This is a genomic window from Desulfovibrio sp. JC010 (assembly GCF_010470675.1).
Taxonomy (GTDB): Bacteria; Desulfobacterota; Desulfovibrionia; order Desulfovibrionales; family Desulfovibrionaceae; genus Maridesulfovibrio.
The window spans coordinates 40,622-59,923 of sequence record NZ_VOIQ01000018.1; the positions used below are offsets into that span (position 1 = coordinate 40,622).

Annotated in this window: 15 protein-coding genes and 3 tRNA genes; 7 read left to right on the top strand and 11 right to left on the bottom strand. The window is 48.6% G+C overall.

Annotated features, from left to right (window positions below; all coding sequences use genetic code 11):
* Positions 1-5: 5 nt before the first annotated feature.
* The 5 genes from FMR86_RS17850 to lysS all read right to left on the bottom strand — a co-directional run bounded on the left by FMR86_RS17850 (position 6) and on the right by lysS (position 6,758).
* Positions 6-533 (bottom strand): OmpH family outer membrane protein, encoded by a 528-nt coding sequence (locus FMR86_RS17850; protein ID WP_163352765.1) that lies wholly within the window; start codon positions 531-533, stop codon positions 6-8.
* Between the two features lie 95 nt (positions 534-628).
* Positions 629-3,343 carry an outer membrane protein assembly factor BamA gene (gene bamA, locus FMR86_RS17855; protein ID WP_163352766.1) on the bottom strand — a complete coding sequence of 905 codons (2,715 nt, stop codon included), beginning with the start codon at positions 3,341-3,343 and terminating at the stop codon, positions 629-631.
* The gene (locus tag FMR86_RS17860; RefSeq protein ID WP_163352767.1) at positions 3,330-4,013 is read right to left on the bottom strand and encodes an ABC transporter ATP-binding protein; all 684 of its coding nucleotides are present in this window, start codon (positions 4,011-4,013) and stop codon (positions 3,330-3,332) included. The genes bamA and FMR86_RS17860 overlap by 14 nt, the downstream gene beginning before the upstream one ends.
* A complete protein-coding gene (locus FMR86_RS17865; protein WP_163352768.1) occupies positions 4,006-5,235 on the bottom strand; it encodes a lipoprotein-releasing ABC transporter permease subunit in 1,230 nt (409 codons plus the stop codon). The genes FMR86_RS17860 and FMR86_RS17865 overlap by 8 nt, the downstream gene beginning before the upstream one ends.
* Positions 5,232-6,758 carry a lysine--tRNA ligase gene (gene lysS / locus FMR86_RS17870; protein WP_163352798.1) on the bottom strand — a complete coding sequence of 509 codons (1,527 nt, stop codon included), beginning with the start codon at positions 6,756-6,758 and terminating at the stop codon, positions 5,232-5,234. The genes FMR86_RS17865 and lysS overlap by 4 nt, the downstream gene beginning before the upstream one ends.
* A 277-nt stretch (positions 6,759-7,035) precedes the next feature.
* Here lysS and FMR86_RS17875 point away from each other — a divergent pair.
* From FMR86_RS17875 to FMR86_RS17890, 4 genes are all read left to right on the top strand, one after another.
* Positions 7,036-7,111 (top strand) — tRNA-Asn (locus FMR86_RS17875).
* A gap of 334 nt (positions 7,112-7,445) precedes the next feature.
* Positions 7,446-7,521 (top strand) — tRNA-Asn (locus tag FMR86_RS17880).
* 222 nt (positions 7,522-7,743) lie between these two features.
* Positions 7,744-7,819, top strand: a tRNA-Asn gene (locus tag FMR86_RS17885).
* Positions 7,820-7,937: 118 nt separating this feature from the next.
* Positions 7,938-8,345, top strand: coding sequence for a cereblon family protein (locus tag FMR86_RS17890; protein ID WP_163352769.1), 408 nt, complete (start codon positions 7,938-7,940; stop codon positions 8,343-8,345).
* A gap of 55 nt (positions 8,346-8,400) precedes the next feature.
* Here FMR86_RS17890 and pyk read toward each other — a convergent pair whose 3' ends face one another.
* Positions 8,401-9,828: a pyruvate kinase gene (gene pyk, locus FMR86_RS17895; protein ID WP_163352770.1), complete on the bottom strand. Its 1,428-nt coding sequence runs from the start codon at positions 9,826-9,828 to the stop codon at positions 8,401-8,403.
* A 248-nt stretch (positions 9,829-10,076) separates the two neighbouring features.
* Here pyk and FMR86_RS17900 point away from each other — a divergent pair, with 248 nt between their 5' ends.
* The 3 genes from FMR86_RS17900 (at position 10,077) to FMR86_RS17910 (ending at position 13,565) form a co-directional block, all read left to right on the top strand.
* A complete protein-coding gene (locus FMR86_RS17900; protein WP_163352771.1) occupies positions 10,077-10,553 on the top strand; it encodes an OmpH family outer membrane protein in 477 nt (158 codons plus the stop codon).
* Positions 10,554-10,729: 176 nt separating this feature from the next.
* Complete coding sequence (locus FMR86_RS17905; RefSeq protein ID WP_163352772.1) at positions 10,730-12,388, top strand: Na/Pi cotransporter family protein; 1,659 nt, start codon at positions 10,730-10,732, stop codon at positions 12,386-12,388.
* A 16-nt stretch (positions 12,389-12,404) separates the two neighbouring features.
* Positions 12,405-13,565 carry a hypothetical protein gene (locus FMR86_RS17910; RefSeq protein ID WP_163352773.1) on the top strand — a complete coding sequence of 387 codons (1,161 nt, stop codon included), beginning with the start codon at positions 12,405-12,407 and terminating at the stop codon, positions 13,563-13,565.
* 4 nt (positions 13,566-13,569) lie between these two features.
* Here the strand turns inward: FMR86_RS17910 and FMR86_RS17915 are convergent, their stop codons facing one another.
* The 5 genes from FMR86_RS17915 to FMR86_RS17935 form a co-directional block, all read right to left on the bottom strand.
* On the bottom strand, positions 13,570-15,216 hold the full coding sequence (locus FMR86_RS17915; protein ID WP_163352774.1) for a PAS domain S-box protein: 1,647 nt from the start codon (positions 15,214-15,216) through the stop codon (positions 13,570-13,572).
* On the bottom strand, positions 15,200-16,360 hold the full coding sequence (gene ercA, locus FMR86_RS17920; RefSeq protein WP_163352775.1) for an alcohol dehydrogenase-like regulatory protein ErcA: 1,161 nt from the start codon (positions 16,358-16,360) through the stop codon (positions 15,200-15,202). The genes FMR86_RS17915 and ercA overlap by 17 nt, the downstream gene beginning before the upstream one ends.
* A gap of 235 nt (positions 16,361-16,595) precedes the next feature.
* Positions 16,596-18,131 carry a DUF4301 family protein gene (locus FMR86_RS17925; protein WP_163352776.1) on the bottom strand — a complete coding sequence of 512 codons (1,536 nt, stop codon included), beginning with the start codon at positions 18,129-18,131 and terminating at the stop codon, positions 16,596-16,598.
* Positions 18,132-18,539: 408 nt separating this feature from the next.
* On the bottom strand, positions 18,540-18,845 hold the full coding sequence (locus tag FMR86_RS17930) for a nucleotidyltransferase domain-containing protein (RefSeq protein WP_163352777.1): 306 nt from the start codon (positions 18,843-18,845) through the stop codon (positions 18,540-18,542).
* Positions 18,835-19,257 carry an HI0074 family nucleotidyltransferase substrate-binding subunit gene (locus FMR86_RS17935; RefSeq protein ID WP_163352778.1) on the bottom strand — a complete coding sequence of 141 codons (423 nt, stop codon included), beginning with the start codon at positions 19,255-19,257 and terminating at the stop codon, positions 18,835-18,837. The genes FMR86_RS17930 and FMR86_RS17935 overlap by 11 nt, the downstream gene beginning before the upstream one ends.
* Positions 19,258-19,302 lie beyond the last annotated feature (45 nt).

The following is a 19,302-nucleotide window of genomic DNA, read 5'->3' on the forward strand; positions in this document are numbered from 1 at the left end:
TGGTCCTACTTCTTGCCGGCTCTGAAAGCGCGGTTCATTTCGAGCAGCAGCTGATTGGTGATATCTACAGTTTCGTCAACATAAAGCAGACCGGAAGTTTTTTTATCATAAATGGCGGTGTAGCCGTTTTTCTTACCGTATTCGTTTACAACTTTCTGGATAAGCTGAAGTACGGGAGTACCGGCCTTTTTCTCTTCAAGCTGCATTTTACGCTGCGTAGCCTGAGCAAGATCCTGATAATCCCTTACCTTACGCTTGAACTCAATCTCCTTGTCCTGCTTGGCTTCAAGAGAAAGTACAAGACTCTGTTTCTGCAGAGACTGTTTAAGCTTTTCCAGTTCCTTCTGCTTGCCCTCAAGCTGCTTTTTGGCAGTTTCGAATTTCTTTTCCATTTTCTTCTGGGCATCCTGTCCAGCCTCTGATTCCTTGATCAGCTTCGCCATGGAGGCAATAGCGATTTTCTGGGAAGCGGCAAAAGCCGGAGCCTGAAAAGCAAAAACCAGAACCAGTACTGCAAAAAGAATTCTACGCATTTAAAATTACTCCTTATAATTCCTATCTTATAATCAGCCGAAAAGGCATGCCGAAATCGGCATGCCCTTCATTTACATTAATATATCAAACTCTGCTAGAAGAACTGGCCCATGGAGAACTCAATCTTATGTCTTGAGCTGTCTTCGAGCTTATCAAGTCCGTAACCGTATTCAACCCTGATCGGACCCATGGGGGAGAACCAGCGCAGACCGGCACCGATACTCTTATACATACCGAGGAAAAGGTCTGTTCCGTCTTCCTGCTTGGTATCATAGAAGAAGTTCTGGCCATCATCCCAGGAGTTACCGATATCAAAGAAACCTACACCGATAAGACCGAGCTCCTCGTTGATGGGGAACAGTAACTCAAAGTTCATGTAGAGCATCTTGTTACCACCGATGCGGTCATTCGATTCGGAGTCACGAGGTGAAATCTCACGGCTGTCATAACCGCGGACAGTGTTGATACCGCCGAGGTAAAATCTCTCAAACACCGGCATATCGCCGCCGCCGAAGTTGTCATGAATAAAACCGGCACTACCCTTCCAGTGGAAGACCAGATCCCAGAACACCGGAGTGAAGTAGTTGGAATCATATGTGTACTTCACATAAGAGTCATCACCAAGAAGGATACCGCCACCCATTTCAACAACCAGGTTGTTGACAGTACCGGTAGAGGGGTTGAAGGCCTTGTTGGTCGTATCGCGCTTAACACCTGCGGTAACGACACTGGACCAGTTATCACCCTCAATATCCTTGATGGAGTCTGCTGCATCATCTGCAACTTCAGAGATAGTATAAAAATCCAAACGATAATTGGTATAGAAATGGGTGTATTCACCAAGGGGATACCCGGCAGAGACAACGCCACCAATGGTCTGCTTGTCGTAATCTGTGAAGTCGTCATTACGCCAGTATGTGTTGAATCCACCGCCCCATTTGGTATCATTAATGCGGGGGTTGTAGAATTCCAGTCCGTAACTGATGGTCTTGGAGCTCCAGCCGCCATTAAGACCGAACTCCCAGCCGCGTCCAAAGAGGTTGCGCTCGGTGATTCTGGCAGAAACAAACACACTGTCGGAAGTTGAGTAACCGATACCGCCACTCACCATACCGGTATTTTTATCCTTGACCTTGACCTTAAGATCCATTTCACCGGGGTCACCGGTGGGTACCGGCTCAATATCTACTTCGCTGAAATAGTCGAGCTTATTCAGACGGACAATGGAACGCTGCAGCTTGGAGCCGCTGAACTGGTCGCCGTCAGTCAGACGCATTTCGCGCATGATTACGTTGTTTCTGGTCTTGGAGTTACCTTCAATAATAACCCTGCGGATATGCACCTTCTGGCGTTTGGAAACTATGAAGGCAATATCAACACTCTTCTCTTCCTTATGCTGGTCAAACTTGATGTTTGCTTCGGCATAGGCGTAGCCGTAGTTGGAATAAAAATCCGAAATAGCCTTCATGTCCTCACGCAGCAGAGAACGGTCAAGATACTCGCCGCCGTCGGACATATCATCAGCGGAGATAAGTTCGCGCAATCTTGATTTTTTGACAATCAGATCGCCCTGAAAACTTACCTTGCCGACCTTATAACGGTCCCCTTCGGAAACCTTGAAGGTAACAAAAATTCCGTCTTCCTGGATATCCAGCTCCGGCTCACCGACTTTGGCATCGATAAAACCGCGGTTACCGTAGTAAGCGAGAATGGCAGCAGCATCACGCTCAAGCAGTTCTTCTTTGAGGACGCCGGTCTTGGTGAACCATGAGAGCCAGCCTCTTTCGGTCAGTGCCAGCTGTTCTTTCACATCATCAGGATCAAGCTGCTTGGCACCTTCAATCTTGATGCCTTCAATATAAAGCTTCTTGCCTTCATTAATATTGAGGTTCAAGCGCGCCTGAGCACCCTCACCTTCAACCTTGTAATCTACCTTAGCGTTGTAATAACCTTCCTTGCGGTACATTTCGCGCAAGGTGTTCAGATCGTCAGAAAGAACTTTGGGGTTCATGACTGCGCCTTTCTTGGTATTTACCGCAGCCAGAATATCATCGGCGTCAATAGCATCTTCACCCTTGACTGAAATGGCCTGAATACGCGGCCTTTCCTTCACGTCAAAAATGATCTTCTTACCGCCGGGAACGTCGGTTACTTTGACCTTTACATCGTCAAAGTAACCGAGGGCGTAAATATTTTTGAGGTCGGCGTTAATCTTGGAAGGAGTGTAGATGTCACCGGTCTTGATGTTGGTCCGCATCAGGATAACGTCCTTATCAAGAACCCGGCATCCGCGAACTTCAACATCTGCTATCTTGTCCTGGCTGAGCAGCTCCAGTTTCACCTTGGAAACCAGCTCGTCCACAGCAGGCAACAGATTGATCAGCCCTTTCTTGGAAACAAAAAGCGGAACCGCCGGCTTCATGCCGAACGCTTCAACAAGTCTTACATCCAGACTAAGATCTTCGCCGATCTGGCTGAAGCTTCCGTATATGGAATACCCCGATCCGGCAAGCAGGGCCATATCTTTAGCTGCCTGAATGTTCAGGTATTCAAAACCCTGCTCATCCACCAGCTGCATAACTTTCTTCTGGTCGACCACGCGAAATCCAACTTCGCGCAATCTGTCGGAAAGAAGAGTGGGTAAACTGTCTTTAAGGTATTGGGTATCAGCGTCAGCATTAACTTCAAAAGGAAGTACGGCAATAATGACATTGGAGGCATCTTCTGCCTGTGCCTTGCCTGCTTCGAAATTGACAAAGAAAGCGAGAGTTGCCGCAATCAGTAAAAACAGAATTCTAGTTCTGGGCATACAGTTCTCCGGAACGCAACTCAAGCCGGCGTTTCATAACCCCGGCAAGTTCCATGTTGTGGGTCACAACTATGAGCGTCATTCCAAGCTCTTCATTAAGGGAAGCCAGCATTTCGCCAACCATCTTCCCTGTCTTCTCATCCAAATTACCGGTAGGTTCATCTGCAAGCAGAACTTTAGGCTTAAGCAGAATAGCACGCGCTATAGCGGCCCTCTGCCTTTCTCCGCCGGACAAGGTGGTAACCCTGTGGTCAATCCTGTTCTGCAGCCCTACCAGCTCAAGGGCTTCACGGGCCATGTCAGAGGCTTCCCCCTGACCAATGCCTGCCATCATGGCAGGAAGAGCAACATTTTCCAGAGCGGTAAACTCCGGAAGAAGGTGATGAAACTGAAAAACAAAACCGATTCCCCTGTTCCTAACTTCGGCCCGCTTTTCAGGTGTCATATCATTAATATTCATTCCCGCAAAATGGATATTTCCACGCGATGCGGTATCCAGAGTGCCGAGAATATGAAGCAGCGTTGTTTTACCGGACCCGGACGCCCCCAGAATAGCAAGGGACTCTCCGGCATCAACCGTAAGGTTGACGTGATCCAGAATCCGCACAGTCTCGGTCGGCCCTTCGTATTCTTTTACGACGTCAGTAAGTTCGTAAAGCAAATTACTCATACCTTAAAGCCTGTGCCGGTTCCAGAGCCGCCGCCTGCCTTGCCGGATACAATGTAGCCAGAAAACAAAGCAGAAACGCCGCAACACCGATTATTGTCATATCCATCCAGTCCATCCTGATGGGCAGATAGTCCACCGGATAAACATTGCTGGGCAGCTTGATAAACTGGTATTTTTTCAGGAGCAATGCCACCGGAACCCCGATAAGGTATCCGATGCTGGTCCCGATCAACCCGATCAAAGTACCCTGCAGCATAAAAATTCTTCTGATGCTTCCGGATGTAGCCCCCATGGACATCAACACAGCAATATCCTTGGTTTTCTGCATTACCAGCATAACCAGGGTAGTAATGATGCTGAATGATCCGACCATGACGATCATGGCCAGAATGATGAACATGGCTGTCTTTTCAAGCTTGAGAGCTGCAAAAAGGTTGGCATTCATTTCCTGCCAGTTTTTGACCTGCACCGGGTATCCGGCAAGCTCTTTATCCAGAAGATCGCCTATCTTATCAACTGCATATACGTCAGCAAGTCTAATTTCAAGGCCGGAAACGAAATCCCGTTTGAAACCGAGCAGCTTCTGTGCAGCTGTATTGCTTATGTAAGCAAGTGAGGAATCATACTCGTACATACCGGTACGGAAGATTCCGCCGACCTTAAAAACCCGAACTTTCGGGGTAAATCCTGCCGCAGTGCGGGTACCGGAAGGCGAAAGCAGATTCACTGTATCGCCGATAACCAGTCCCAGACGCTGAGCCAGCTGATTTCCTATAACAATTTCAGGCAGTTTACTCTCTTTTATAAGACAGTCAACACTACCGGAAACCATATCTCCGGGCAGGCTGAGCACTCCTTTGGCGGTTTCAGCGTCCACACCCCGCAGGACAACGCCTTTCACTCCCCCGCCGCTGGAAAGCATCACTTCAGAATAGATAAAGGGCGTTACACCTGTAACGCCCGGAATCTTTTCAATTCTGTCGGTCATGTGGTGATAATTCTCAAGCGTGCCGTCGTAAGCGGTCACGATGACATGGGCATTTACTCCGAGGATTTTATCCCGGAGGTCGGTTGAAAAACCGTTCATAACCCCGATCACCACAATAAGGGCTGCTACGCCCAGAGCAACGCCGCACACAGCAAAGAGCGAGATCACTGAGATGAAATTATTCTTTCTCAGCGTAAAGAGGTACCTCAGTGCGACGAAGAGTTCAAACTTCATGAGCCACCATTGCCGGAAGCACCTTCGGTTCTAAGAAGCGGGAACAGGATAACTTCCCTGATGGAAGCACTGTCGGTCAAAAGCATAACCAGACGGTCAATACCGATTCCCTGTCCTGCTGCCGGAGGCATGCCGTATTCAAGGGCGCGAACATAGTCCTCGTCCATGTTATGGGCTTCATCGTCCCCGGCATCCTTTTCCTCAACCTGCTCCATGAAGCGGCAACGCTGATCCACGGGGTCGTTGAGTTCGGAAAAGGCGTTAGCCAGTTCACGACCGTAAATGAACAATTCAAAACGGTCTGTAATATCGGGATTCTCTTCATTCCTTCTGGAAAGAGGAGAAATATCAGTGGGATAATGGTAGATAAAGTGGGGCTGGATCAGCTTGGGCTCAACCAGAGCATCGAAGAGTTTGGCCTGCAGCTTGCCGAGTTTTTCACCCTCAACAGCCTTTTCGCCGAGCTTCTTAACCAGCTCCTTACACTTATCATAGTCATTGTATACTTCAGGAGAAACACCACCGATAGTTTCAAGGGATTCGTGGAAAGCTACGCGATGCCACGCCCCTGGAGTCAGATCGATCTTCTCTTCCTGATATTCAATGACAGTGTCGCCGTTAACTTCCTTACAGACAGAGGAAACCATCTCCTCGGTCAGGTCCATAAGGTCCTCGAAGTCGGCATAAGCCCAGTAGAACTCAAGCATGGTGAATTCCGGGTTATGCCGCACAGAGATACCTTCATTACGGAAGTTACGGTTGATCTCGTAAACTTTCTCAAAACCGCCGACCAGCAGACGCTTGAGATAAAGCTCCGGCGCGATGCGCATGTAGAGCTGCATATCAAGGGCGTTGTGGTGGGTGGTGAAAGGACGAGCCGCAGCACCGCCTGCGATGGGATGCATCATGGGAGTTTCAACTTCCATGAATCCCTTGGAATCCAGATAGTTGCGAATAGCCCGAACAATAAGGGTACGCTTCTGGAAAATCTCGCGTGCGCGGGGGGTGACGATCAGGTCAACGTAACGCTGGCGGTATCTGGTCTCGACATCTTTCAGACCATGATACTTCTCAGGAAGCGGACGCATGGATTTGGTGATCAGTTCAACTTTGTCCGCCTTGACGGTCAGTTCATCAGTTTTAGTCCTGAAGAGCTCACCTTCAACCCCGACAATGTCACCGATGTCGAATTTCTTAAAAATTTTGTAAAGGTCGGCACCAAGGTCATCCCTTGCCACATAGACCTGAATCCTGCCTGTCGGATCCTGAAGATGAAAGAATGCGACCTTACCGAAGGACCTGTGAGTGATAACCCTGCCTGCAAGCTTGAATTTCTTGCCCAGAGCTTCCAGCTCTTCGCCTCCGAGATTGTCATAATTGTCCCAGATATCCGAGACTTCTGTATCTTTACTGAAGTCGTTGGGGTAAAGTGCAATGCCTTCGTCGAGGAGGCCGCAGGCTTTTTCCACACGATTCTTCAGAACCTGATTGAGTTCGTTCTGAGCTTGCAGAGCCTCAAGCATGGGCATAAATGTCTGCACATGCTCTGATTTGGTTGCCAGCTTTATTTGCTTTTTCTTCTTGCCGCTCAAGTTATTAATTCTCCGTAACCGAATAAAGTCTAGATAAATACAAGATCCGTTGATTGCCTAAGCTAATTACCCTTTGTCGTCAAGAAAGTACATCTTTAATAGTTCACTTTCGCACACAAATATTTTTTTTAAAAAAGTGTTTGACAAGTGCGGGCCAAATCCGTAGAAACCATCTTCGTTGCAGCGGAAAACGTTGCGGCACCAATATTCCTCGGTGGCTCAATCGGCAGAGCGGGTGACTGTTAATCACTAGGTTGGGGGTTCAAGTCCCTCCCGGGGAGCCAGATAGCTCAAAGGCTGCTTTCTTTTGAAGGCAGCCTTTTTCTTTTAATTTCAAAAGCCTGCCTCGCTCTTTCCCCAAATCAGAATTCTTCAGCCGGTCTCTTTTCCTACATTAATTATATATGTCCTGAAAAAAGCCCCCGATCTTTCGGTCAATATGTATCCATCCAGAATCTGCCGGGAGAAGCTCAAAACCGTCATTTTCAAGCCTCCGGCCTTTGCCTGAAAGAAAGTCTAAAGAATTTTTAAATTAAATTAAAGATAATATTTGACATGTCGGCAACAAATCCGTAGAAACCATCTTCGTTGCAGCGGAAAACGTTGCGGCACCAATATTCCTCGGTGGCTCAATCGGCAGAGCGGGTGACTGTTAATCACTAGGTTGGGGGTTCAAGTCCCTCCCGGGGAGCCAGATAGCTCAAAAGCTGCTTTCTTATGAAAGCAGCTTTTTTCTTTGCATCCTGATTTTGTCTGATCAGGAACACTTAAACATAAGCTATCCAACGTATTTATCCCGGCGGATTCAGCATCAAACAAAAAAATCGAATTAATTTAAAGATAATGTTTGACAACCTGAAGACAAATCCGTAAAAACAATCTTCGTTGCAGCGGGGAACCGCGCAACACAAAATATTCCTCGGTGGCTCAATCGGCAGAGCGGGTGACTGTTAATCACTAGGTTGGGGGTTCAAGTCCCTCCCGGGGAGCCAGATAGCTCAAAGGCTGCTTTCTTTTGAAAGCAGCTTTTTTTTATGCTTTTCCTCATCATTTTTGCAGCTATTAATTCTTCCCTTTACGATTTCCCTGTCTGCGAGTTATATTTAAACCATGCAGACAATTTACACCCCACTCCCCTGCTCACTTCTGAAAACAGCACCTCCCGGAGCTGACTCCGGCGTCGAAGTCGAAGATCAGGACTTGATGCTCGATTCAGAAAAAAAAATCACCTGCCGGGAGTGCGGAGCTGAAATCACCGACAATTCTTTTGCAACTAAAATTAATGACAAGCACGAGCATTCCTTTTTCAATCCACATGGCTATGTTTTTCAAATAAAATGCTTTTCCACCGCTCCGGGCTGCACCATAGCCGGAAAGCCTTCCAATGAATTCTCATGGTTTGCAGGATACACATGGCAGGTCGCTGTCTGCCGCTCATGCATGGTCCATCTGGGCTGGCGTTTTCAGTCCGACTCAAGCTCCTTTTACGGCCTGATCAAAAACAACATTAAAGAATAAAAAAAGTCCCGGCACCTCAGGTACCGGGACTTTTTTATCGATATGGACAGCTGTACTATTTGTAGTAGAGCTTAACTTCGTTGGTCTTGGGCATGGTCTGGCCGGGAGTAGGCTGACCGGAAACAAGAACAAAACCCTCGCCTCTTTCAAACTTATCGTCGGCTTCAAGGAATTCCACCAGACGGTCCCTGTGGTTGGTGAGCTTGGACTCGGTCACAACAGGATTAATACCCCAGAAGAAGTTGAGGTATGCGGGAACGCTCTTATCCGGGGTCAGGCAATAGACTGTCTGCGCCGGTCTACGACTGCACACAAGTCTGGCGGAAGAACCGCTGGAGGAATGGCAGACGATGGCCGGACTGTCGATATCTTGAGCCAGCAGACATGCGGAGTAACTCAGATACTTGACCGGATTGGGAACCAACTCATCAGCAGGCTTGTAGGGCCCTTTGATGCGCTCAAGGTAGTAAGGCTCGGTACCTTCTGCGATCTCTTTAATGTACCCGACAGCTTCAACAGGATATGCACCGATGGCGGTTTCTTCGGAAAGCATGCAGCAGTCCGCACCGTCCATAATTGCGTTGGCAACATCGTTTGCTTCCGCACGGGTGGGGATGGGGTTCTTAACCATGGAAAGCATCATCTGGGTTGCAACGATAACCGGCTTCTGGGCATGACGGGCAGCACGGATGAGCTTTTTCTGGATAACCGGAACAGTTGAGAGCTTGCACTCAAGGCCGAGGTCACCACGGGCAACCATGATACCGCTGGCAAGCTCCAGAATGGATTCAATATTTTCAACTGCATTCTGGCGTTCAATCTTAGCGATGATGGGCAGCACAACGCCGTGCTTGTTCATTGCATCCAGAACGTCCTGGACATCCTGTGCAGTCTGGACAAAAGACATGGCAATGGAATCAACACCGATCTCGATGCATCCAGCCAGATCAACTTTATCCTTCTCGGTAAAAGCGGGCAGCGCGATGTGCTTGCCGGGGAAGGTGATCCCTTTTTTGGAAGCAAGCAAACCGGCATTCTGAGCCTGAAGCTTGTAGAGCTTATCCTTCTCAAGAGTTTCGGTTACGAAAAACTGAAGCATTCCGTCACTGAGGGAAACTTCCATTCCGTCTTCAAGCCCCTGCAGCAATTCGGGCTGATCAAGGGGAATAAACGGAAGATCTTTGGCCTTGTCGGCAACTTCGGGAAGCCCAAGATAAACATAAGCACGGGAGTCAATATCGTGCGGTGCGTCTTCAATTACGCCGACCCTGATCTTGGGTCCGCAAAGGTCGCCCATGATGGTCAGGGGAACAGAAAGGTCTTTTTCAACCTGACGAATCATAGCAATGACGGGCTTAAAGCTCTCCGCGTCAGAGTGGGAAAAGTTCAGACGAAGAATTCTTACTCCGTTCTGAACCATTTTAGTAATGGTCTCAACATTACTGGACCCGGGGCCGAGGGTGGCAACAACTTTGGTTCTCATGATCTTGTCCTCAATATTTTATTTGGGTAAAAATTTTACTATCCCCAATTGATTGGAAAAATACGGATCCACCACTATCCGATGTTCACTTTCGAAAATATTTGTAACATAATTTTCGGAAATGTACAAAATTTTAATTTCGTAGTCGCATAATTTGCTAATAATCATTTTTTTATTTTACATGACACCTTTCCGAGTTTATACCGAATAACTCTAAATGAAAATAATTTTAACTCACGGAGAATTAAATGTTTAAAAACGTACTCAAACTCGTACTGATTATTGCCATGGCCGCAGTTGTCGCAGGCTGTCAGCAGCAGTCCACTTCCGGTGCTAAAGTCGGTTTTGTTGACACCAACAAAGTTTTCAAAGACTGCAAGGCCGGAGCTGAAGGCATGGAGTATCTTAAAACATCCAGCGAAGAATTCCAGACTAAATTTGCAGAACTGCAGAAATCCCTCGCCGGCAACCAGACCGAAGAAAACACCCGTAAAGTTCAGGAAGCCATCGGCGAATACCAGAACAAGATGGGTGCTGAGCAGAATCGTATAGTAGAAGCCCTGCAGAACGGCTTCACCAAAGCAGTTGACGAATACCGCAAGGCCAATGGCTACTCTGCAATTCTCGGCACCGAAACCGCCATCAGCTACGATGAGTCCGCAGACATCAGCGACAAAATCATCGAAGCAATGAACAAAATGGACATTAAAATCAAGCCTGAATAATTTCGGCTGATTTGCCTTTACACTGAAACGCCCTCCTCTGCTACAGCATTGGAGGGCGTTTTTGTTACAAAAGAACTTTTCTTAATCCCCACCTTTTCCTTGATTTTTCCCCGCGCACAAGAGATTATGAAATCATATTTTCTCTCTTAATTTCAACAATCTACCAAACACCTGATATGAACTTAGCATTACTCGGCAATCTTTTCGGCGGACTGGGGCTTTTTTTGATCGGCATGCGCTTTATGACCACAGGCTTAAAGCAGGCAGCCGGAAAATCACTGAAAAAAATCCTCGGAGAATGGACCAAGAGTCCGGGCCGCGGCCTTTTTTCAGGCTTCCTGATCACTGCGCTGGTGCAATCATCAAGCGCGGTGACCGTTGCGGTTATCGGCTTTGTAAATGCCGGACTGATCACCCTTTCCCAGTCTATCGGGGTTATTTACGGCAGTAATATCGGGACAACCGTTACCGGCTGGATTGTCGCTGCTGTCGGCTTCAGCGTAAACATGAAAGCTTTTGCCCTGCCGGTCATCGCCCTTGGTGCCATGATGCGTTTAAGCGGCCCGACCACACGGCGGGCCTATTTCGGGGATGCTTTTGCCGGATTCGGTCTTTTTCTCATGGGCATTTCCACCCTGCAGATGGCTTTTAAAGGTATAGAAGCATCCATCGATTTGAGCTCATTCGCGACTATGGGTGCCCTTTCCATTCCTGTTTTCATCGGTATCGGACTGATGCTGACCCTGCTCATGCAGAGTTCCAGCGCGGCAATGGCCCTTGTGCTTACCGCCACAGTAAGCGGGCTGCTGGACCTCAACCAGGGTGCGGCCGCAGTAATCGGCACCAACATCGGCACCACTTCCACCGCGGCCCTCTCAGTCATCGGAGCGACCATCAACGCGAAAAAAGTCGCCACCGGACACATCATCTTTAATATAATCACGGCCCTTGTCGCCCTGCTGCTTCTCCCGGTGCTGATCAAAGCCATCCTTTTCGGCCTGGATCTCATGGGTATGCACCACGAGCCTGCCGTAGTTCTGGCCCTGTTTCATACCGTTTTCAATTTCCTCGGTGTGCTGGTGCTCTGGCCATTCACCGACAAGCTGGTTTCATTTATTGAAAAAAGATTCTCCTCAGTGGAGGACGAACGGGGGCGGCCCAAGTATCTGGATAACAATGTTATCACCACCCCCACACTGGCACTTGATGCCCTGACCCTTGAAATGACACGTATCGGCGGACTTACCCGCAGGATAGTGCGCAAAGGTTTGAATTCCAACTTCAGCTACGGCGCGCTTCCGGCAGATAAGGCCGCACAGGAAAGTCTTATCGAAGCGGCCCGTTCCTTCTGCGCCCGGCTGCAGGCCCGCCCGCTGACCGAGAATCAGGGCCAGCAGGTAGCCACAGCCCTGCGCGTGCTGCAATACTTCCGCACAGCAGGGGCACTGGCGGCTTCACTGGAAAAGAAAGGTTTGAAACCCGCGCTTGAATTGCTCGGAGCGGACGCCGACATGGTCACAGTCTTCCGCAACTCCTGCATCGGAGTGTTAAATGTTGCAGAAAATCCATATTCAGAGGAGTTCTGCAAAATCGACAACATGATACATGACATGTTATCAGCTTATCACGACTTGAAGGCAAAACTGCTTTCCGCCGGAGGGAACGGTGACATTCCCGTCCCTGAAATGGTCGAACAGCTTGAACTTTTCTCAAAAATCAGGCGCATTGCCCGGCAGGCTGCCAAGGGAGCCGTATATCTCGCGGCCATGAATCCTGATTCCGGCATATGCTGCCCGACCAATACCGTAAAATTCGCATGGAACCGCCACTGGTAACCATTTGGAGCCGCTCATGAATAAATTCAAAATACCCGCCCTCATTTTTGCAGCTGTATTTGTTGCCTCCGCAGCAGCCTTGTTTTTTTACGTCAAAAAAGATCTGGGGGAAAAAACAGGGGTTGAAGTAGAAGCCCCTGCATGGGTCAATGAGGACGGGTCCAGCGGTAAAATGCCTGTCTCAGGAAAAGTGGCTAAATCCGGCAACAGCATAAAAACCACTCCGGAACAGCCCGCATCTGAGAAGAACAGCACAGCAGACGCAGCCCCCGCGGAGAGCAAGAGCAGCAAGGGCAAGGAAACCAACTCCGCAGACAAAACCGCACAGGCTCCGCTTGAAAAAGCAGTTGATAAGCTCAAGGCAAGCATTATCACTGAAGTTTTCCTTGATAATCTCGCTCAGTACGTAGCCGACAGCTACCATCCCACAGGTTCCCTGCCCTACAAGGCAAAACAGGGATTCAGCTCCGCATCCCTAAAAGGGATCAACATGCACTTCGGCCTGAATCTGCGCGGTCTTATGCCGGAAGCCCAGAATCTCGTTACTGCCCGCAAATCAATCTGGGACTATCTGCTTGCTCCCGGAAAGATGGAAGAACTCTCCAAAGCAGACACCGGAACAATCCTTGATCTTATCGAAGAAAAGGGCGTTCTGGCGGAACGCAAATTCGTTGAGGGAGATTCATTCTCGGTAAGGGAACTTACCCGTAAGCAAAGGGCGGAAATGTTCAGGGTAAGCGCACAGCCCCTGCGTCACGTAGCAGCTGTGCTCAAGGCCGTGGCAGACAACCCGGACCTGATTCAGGCACTGGACAGCTTCGCGAAAGCTGAAAAAAGAGTCGACTCCGCAAATGGAATCTTCCAGCTGGACCTCGACAACTCACATAATTCAAAATCAGAATCCACACGCAGTAAAGCGGCCCATTCCGGGAAATTACTTAAGGAAGCCATCACCATACGTGAAAAGATCAAAACCGGTATCACCCAAAAAATCAACGCATACTGCGCCGGGCAATGCGATAAGCCCGACGATGCATTTTACATTGCGCAGTGGGTTTTCCGCAGGGTGGGAAATGATGAAAAGAGACTTAAATCCATTGCCGCAGGAAGCGACACTCTGGTAAACATAGCCGACCAGATGAAACGCAGGGCAGATGCAATTGAAAAATCAATGTGACTAATCAACACTCAACCGGAATCCTGATCACAACCTTCATGCCTTCGCCGGGACTGGTTTCGATATCAAAGGTTCCGCCATGCTTCTGAGTGATGATGAAATAAGAAACAAAAAGCCCAAGCCCGGTCCCCTCGCCAGCAGGCTTGGTGGTGAAGAAGGGCTCCAATGCCATTTTGCGTGTTTTAGCATCCATGCCCGGACCGTTATCTTCAATTACCAGCCGCACATAATCGTTGTCCGGCATTAAACGGACGATTATCCGGGCGACATGATTATCTTTTCTGGAGGGATCAGCCAGAATTGCCTGCACGGAATTTTTAAGCAGGTTGATCAGAACCTGTTCAATTTCAGAAGGAGAGCAGAGCAAGCACGGTGTGTTCTCATCCAGCTCACGGACAATTTCAAATCCCCCGCCCCCGGACTGACTGTAAAAATCATAGCCGCTGAAAGAAAGCTCGATGGCGGTTTCTACAATACTCTTTATGTCGGAGCAGGCCCTTTCCCCGCCGGACTGACGGCTGAATTGAAGCATGTTTGAGACGATGCGGGCAGATCTTTCCCCCATTTCCTGCACAGATTCAAGCTTGGGAAGAATCCCCCTCTTCTCGCAATACTCGTGGATTGCTTCAAAAGGAATCCCCAACTCTTCAGCCACAGCGCGGTTTTTAGGCAGATGCCCGGAAATCCTGCGCTGGATATTCTGCACCCCCTGCAGAATCCCGCCCAGCGGATTATTGATTTCATGGGCCATACCTGCGGCAAGTCCGCCCACAGTCATCATCTTTTCGGTCTGGACCATGACCTCTTCCATGCGCGTACGGGCGGTAATATCATCAATACGGATAACCGCTCCGGCCTCGTCGCCCTTAAATGGAAAAACGACAATTTCAAAAAAAACAGTATCCCCGTTCCGGTCCATATGAAAAATTTCCGTGCCCCCGTCAGCTTCTCCACGAATGGTTGCCGAGATCAAATGCTCGAAGCGGCGCAGCTCCGGCATAACCTCGTAAACAAAACGTTCTTCAGCCAGTTCAGCGGGAACCCCGGTCTCCTTATGTGCATGATCATTCCAGAGCACCACATTTGATCTTTCATCCACGCCCACCAGTACGGACTGCATGGAATCAATGACATTTCCAAGATAGTTCCGGGTCCGGCGCAATTCACGCTGATCGGCCAGCCTGCGGCGCACATCACGGGCAACCATGACAATATAAAGCCTGCCGCCCACATAATGCACGCGCAGGGTCATTTCCACCGGAATCTTTGAGCCGCCCTTGCCGAGCAGGTCGGTCATGGAAACATCTTCTTTGTCCCATGAGGAATGGACGTCATCATCAATAAGCACTTCGTGGAGCAAAAAGCAGGTATCCTCAGGAAAAACAAGTTCCGGAGGGCTGTCCAGCATTTCATCGCGGGTATAATTGGTCTTTTTCAGCGCGGTCTTGTTTACGTCTGCAAAGCTCCATGAGAATGCATCAAGCACAAATAATGCGTCATTTGCATTTTCCACCAATGCCCGGAAACGCTCCAGCTCGTTAATCCTTTCACGCAGTTCAGGATAATAACTTTTGCGCATGGAAGTCTCGCCAAGCCCGATAAGCTTGTTGCGGACATTCTCACTGGGATTGGGTTTAGAGCGCCGCTTCATAAATCTTCTCTACATCTTCCTGACTGAGTTCCACCGGGTTGGTTACCATACAGGCATCTTTCAAAGCCAGCTCCGCGAGCTTGGGGATATCTTTACGGTTTAAACCGAGATCACTAAGAGACTTTGTCACTCCACAGGATATACGCAGATCAATAATCGCCTGAACCAATTCTTCACAGACCTGATCATCACTTTTTCCGACAGTGACAACCCCGAGCTTCCCGGCAACCTTAAAATACCTTTCCACGGATGAAGGAAAATTCGTCTTGATTACATACGGAAGCAGAATGGCGTTGCATTCGCCATGAGGCAGGTCAAGGAGGCCGCCAAGGCTATGGGCCATGGCATGCACTGCGCCGAGAATGGCATTGGAAAAAGCAAGTCCGGCTTCCATGGACCCAAGCATCACCAGACCACGCGATTCCAGATTTTTCGGATTGCTGATGGCTTCTGCAAGGTTCTTGGAAACAAGTTCTATGGCATCAAGGGCCAGCAGGTCAGTCAGGGCAGAATTGGCGTTTGAAACATAGGCCTCAATGGCGTGGGTTAAAGCATCCAATCCGGTTGCGGCTGTAAGCTGGGGATCCATAGTGGTGGTCAGCTCAGGGTCGATCAGTGCGGCATCGGGAACCATGGCCTTGCTGACGATACTTACTTTCACATCGCGTTCAGTATCGGTAATGATTGCAAACTGGGAGACATCAGCGGAACTGCCCGCTGTGGAAGGAATGCAGATAAGAGGCGGACCGGGCACTTCAACCATGTCCACGCCTTCAAAATTCAGGATATGCGAATTATTGGTGGTGACGATCCCGATTCCCTTGGCGCAATCCATGGGACTGCCGCCGCCCACCGCGATTATGCAGTCACATCTATTTTCGAGGTAAAGTTCAGCCCCGCGCATGACCTCCACATCACGTGGATTTTCGGAAACCTCGCTGAAAATAAAAACTTCAATTCCCGCATCTTCAAGACTGTGCTTTACAGCCTTTACCCAGCTGCAGCCCACAATCCCCGGATCGGTAACTATCAAAGCCCTGCTGACCCCGAAATTTTCAGCATACTGCCCGGCAAGCTTTGAAGAGCCGACACCGAAAACCAGCTCCGGAGCCACAAACTTCCGCATCTCCAACACTTCTTTCACACTGCCCTCCACCGTTAAAAGACCAATCCTCCCCCGCAAACACTCTAGAATCAGACCTTTTATCAAATATATCAAAAGATAACACAGAAAGTAACAAACCTGCAACAGCAGAAAATGACAGCCACATACAAATTACAATTTTATCCGGATTATATCCGCTAAATACAAAAGCCGCCCCCCCATGTCACTGACATGAAGGTCGGCTTATTGCTGCCCATATGAATATATCTTTTTGTTACTGGCGGTGCTCTTCCTTCAACAGGTCATTAACAGTCTTCACCGGGGAGAAAGTGCTGAGCGGAACTTCCACAAAAACGGTGATCCAATCGGCCATGGAACCGTTCCACAGTCCGGGAAGCTCCATTGCCTTAAGCTTACGCCCGTCCTTGGACTTGGAGGAAATAAACCCGGTTTCAGGATCAGTGAAGTTCTTGAGAGCATACCATTCACCGCGATGATTTCTCATTCCGCAAACCAGATCCACCGGATTGAAATGGGTGGAAGCCTGCACAATGAAAGCCTGTTCGGCATCATCCATATCCACCTGACTCTTTTCAACGATCTGCGGGGATACAAATCCGTCCGGTCCGTTAACCCAGAAAGGACCGCCACCGGGCTCACCCTCATTCTTGACCATCCCGCAGACACGAATCGGCTTGGACAGCCGCACCCGCAGCAGGCTGATCTTGTCTTCAAGACTCATCTGCCCAAAATTCTCCGGCAGTTGCAAAGACAGATGGGAGACTGCGAAAATAGCCACAGCAGCCACTTCAAATTCACTGCAATGATGGTTTTCAAGCATATTCAAACATTCAAAAATCTGGGCCTGCAATCTGACCAGTAGCCCGCCAAGCAGCTTCTTGTATTCAAGGGTGTCGCCCTTGACACTGTCGGGCACCACGTTATCAACATTCTTCAGAAAAACCAGATCACCACGCAGCTTGTGCAGGTTGTCCAGCAAAGCTCCGTGCCCGGCAGGACGGAAAAGAATCTTGCCGTCATCAGTGCGGAAAACTTCATTATCCATATCCACGGCAACAGTATCGGACTTCCTGCTCTGCTGTGAAAAATTAATATCAAAGCGGGTATCAGGATATCTGCCGACCACCTCCTCAACATGTTCGCGAATCTTCTGCTCATGAACAGGAGACACGGTGAAATGCAGCTTCACCTTGCCACGGCGATCCTTAATATGAGCTTCGGTCTCGGCAATATGTTCTTCAAAAGGAGTACGGTACCCTTGACCATAACTATGGAACGGGATCAATCCCTTAGGCATTGCCGCGTAATTGAGTCCCTTTTCGGTAAGCAGGAACTCAAGGATCAGATCATAATCCTGACTTTCATACGCTTCTTCCAGATTTAATCCCTGCTCGTTCATGACATCGTTCAAATCACCATAGAAGGGGAAGACCGGCAGCAGGTCCATAAAAGTCTGAACCATGTCAGCATCCTTTTCGGAAAGTTCTGCCCCGTTCAGCTTTGCCAGCAGATGCTTGAACATGCGCGTGGCAGCACCGGAGGCCGGAACAAACCTGCTGAAACGCCCTTCGTCTGCAGCCTCTTCAAAACAGCCCAGAAGTTCATCCTTTTCGTCCGGCTGAATACGGTAGATGCCGTCATTCAAAGTACAGGCCCGCTCAAGCCTTGTGGCGGGAAAACCTGTCTTGAACCGTTCGATCTGTTCAGCCAGCGCGGACGCGGTAATACCATCATCAATAATATCAACTAAACCATTCTCAATTTCGCGGAGTTCATTTTCAGTAACCATAAAGTACCTTCCCGTGCTTAAAATTGAAAAACAGCAGTAAATTCAAAATGTTAATTCCACCTCATAGCCCCATCCTCAATGCACAACCCAGCACTGATAGATACCTACCCCTTAACACAGAATTTCGGCCGTGTTTAGTGTCAAAATAAATTAATTTGCAACTTTTTTGATTTTTCTTGAAAACTCATCAACTTACAGCAACACACTGTCATAACAGAACATTTTAATCAAAAAACTATCTAAGCAGGCTGAATAGCGGAAAAAACATGGCAAACCTGAAACAAACATCTTTCACGCATGTGACGCAAATTTTGCCTAATCGGAATGACGTTGCAAAAGAGAGGCCGAAAAAAAATCCCCACCAGCGTATTTTACGATGATGGGGATAAAAAATGTCTGAAATTGAATTTAGATTAATTTCCACTCCACTCCAAATTCACGGATATGTTCCAGCAATTTCTCACTGCTGATGGTACGGTAAAGAACGATATCCACCCGCTGCGGAATGGAAGTCTGCTCAATGGCATCGATGATTGCGGCTTGATCTGTCATGGAAATTTTATCACCGATAAGCACCAGATCGATATCCGATTCAGTGGTATAACTGCCCATTGCCCTTGATCCGAAAAGAATTACTCTCTCAACCCGCTCATATGCGGATAGGATCTCAAGCAACTTTTGCTTATGGCGCAGGGCAATGCCGTCATCGTTCACCGGAATTCTCCAGCCTTGCACTTAAAGTACGACCTAATCCCTTTAGCAACGGCAGATATTCATTAATGATTGCCTGCTGCGCTTCGAGAGCCACCTTTTCCTCATAAACATGAACCAGAAGGTTGCGTTTAGTTAAAGCCTGCAGAAAAGATTCACACTCAGATTCACTCAAATATTTGGCTTCAAAAGCACCCCGAATTACCGAACGAGGGCTGTTGTAATCGAAGCCTTCAAAAAACAGTAAATCTTTAAGGGTTTTCCATGCCAGCTCGAAAGTAAATTCAAAGGTCTTGATCAGTCCGGAACGCTCAAGGTTACTGAAACTCTCTTGCGCGCAGCCCAGCTCAAGCTCATTTAAAGCCCTGCTGAAATTTTCAAAACGCTGCTGCCAGCGCACTTCCTGCCTGTTCATCGCAACTCATCCTCCGTATTAACAGTTATAACATAGCTATGCTTT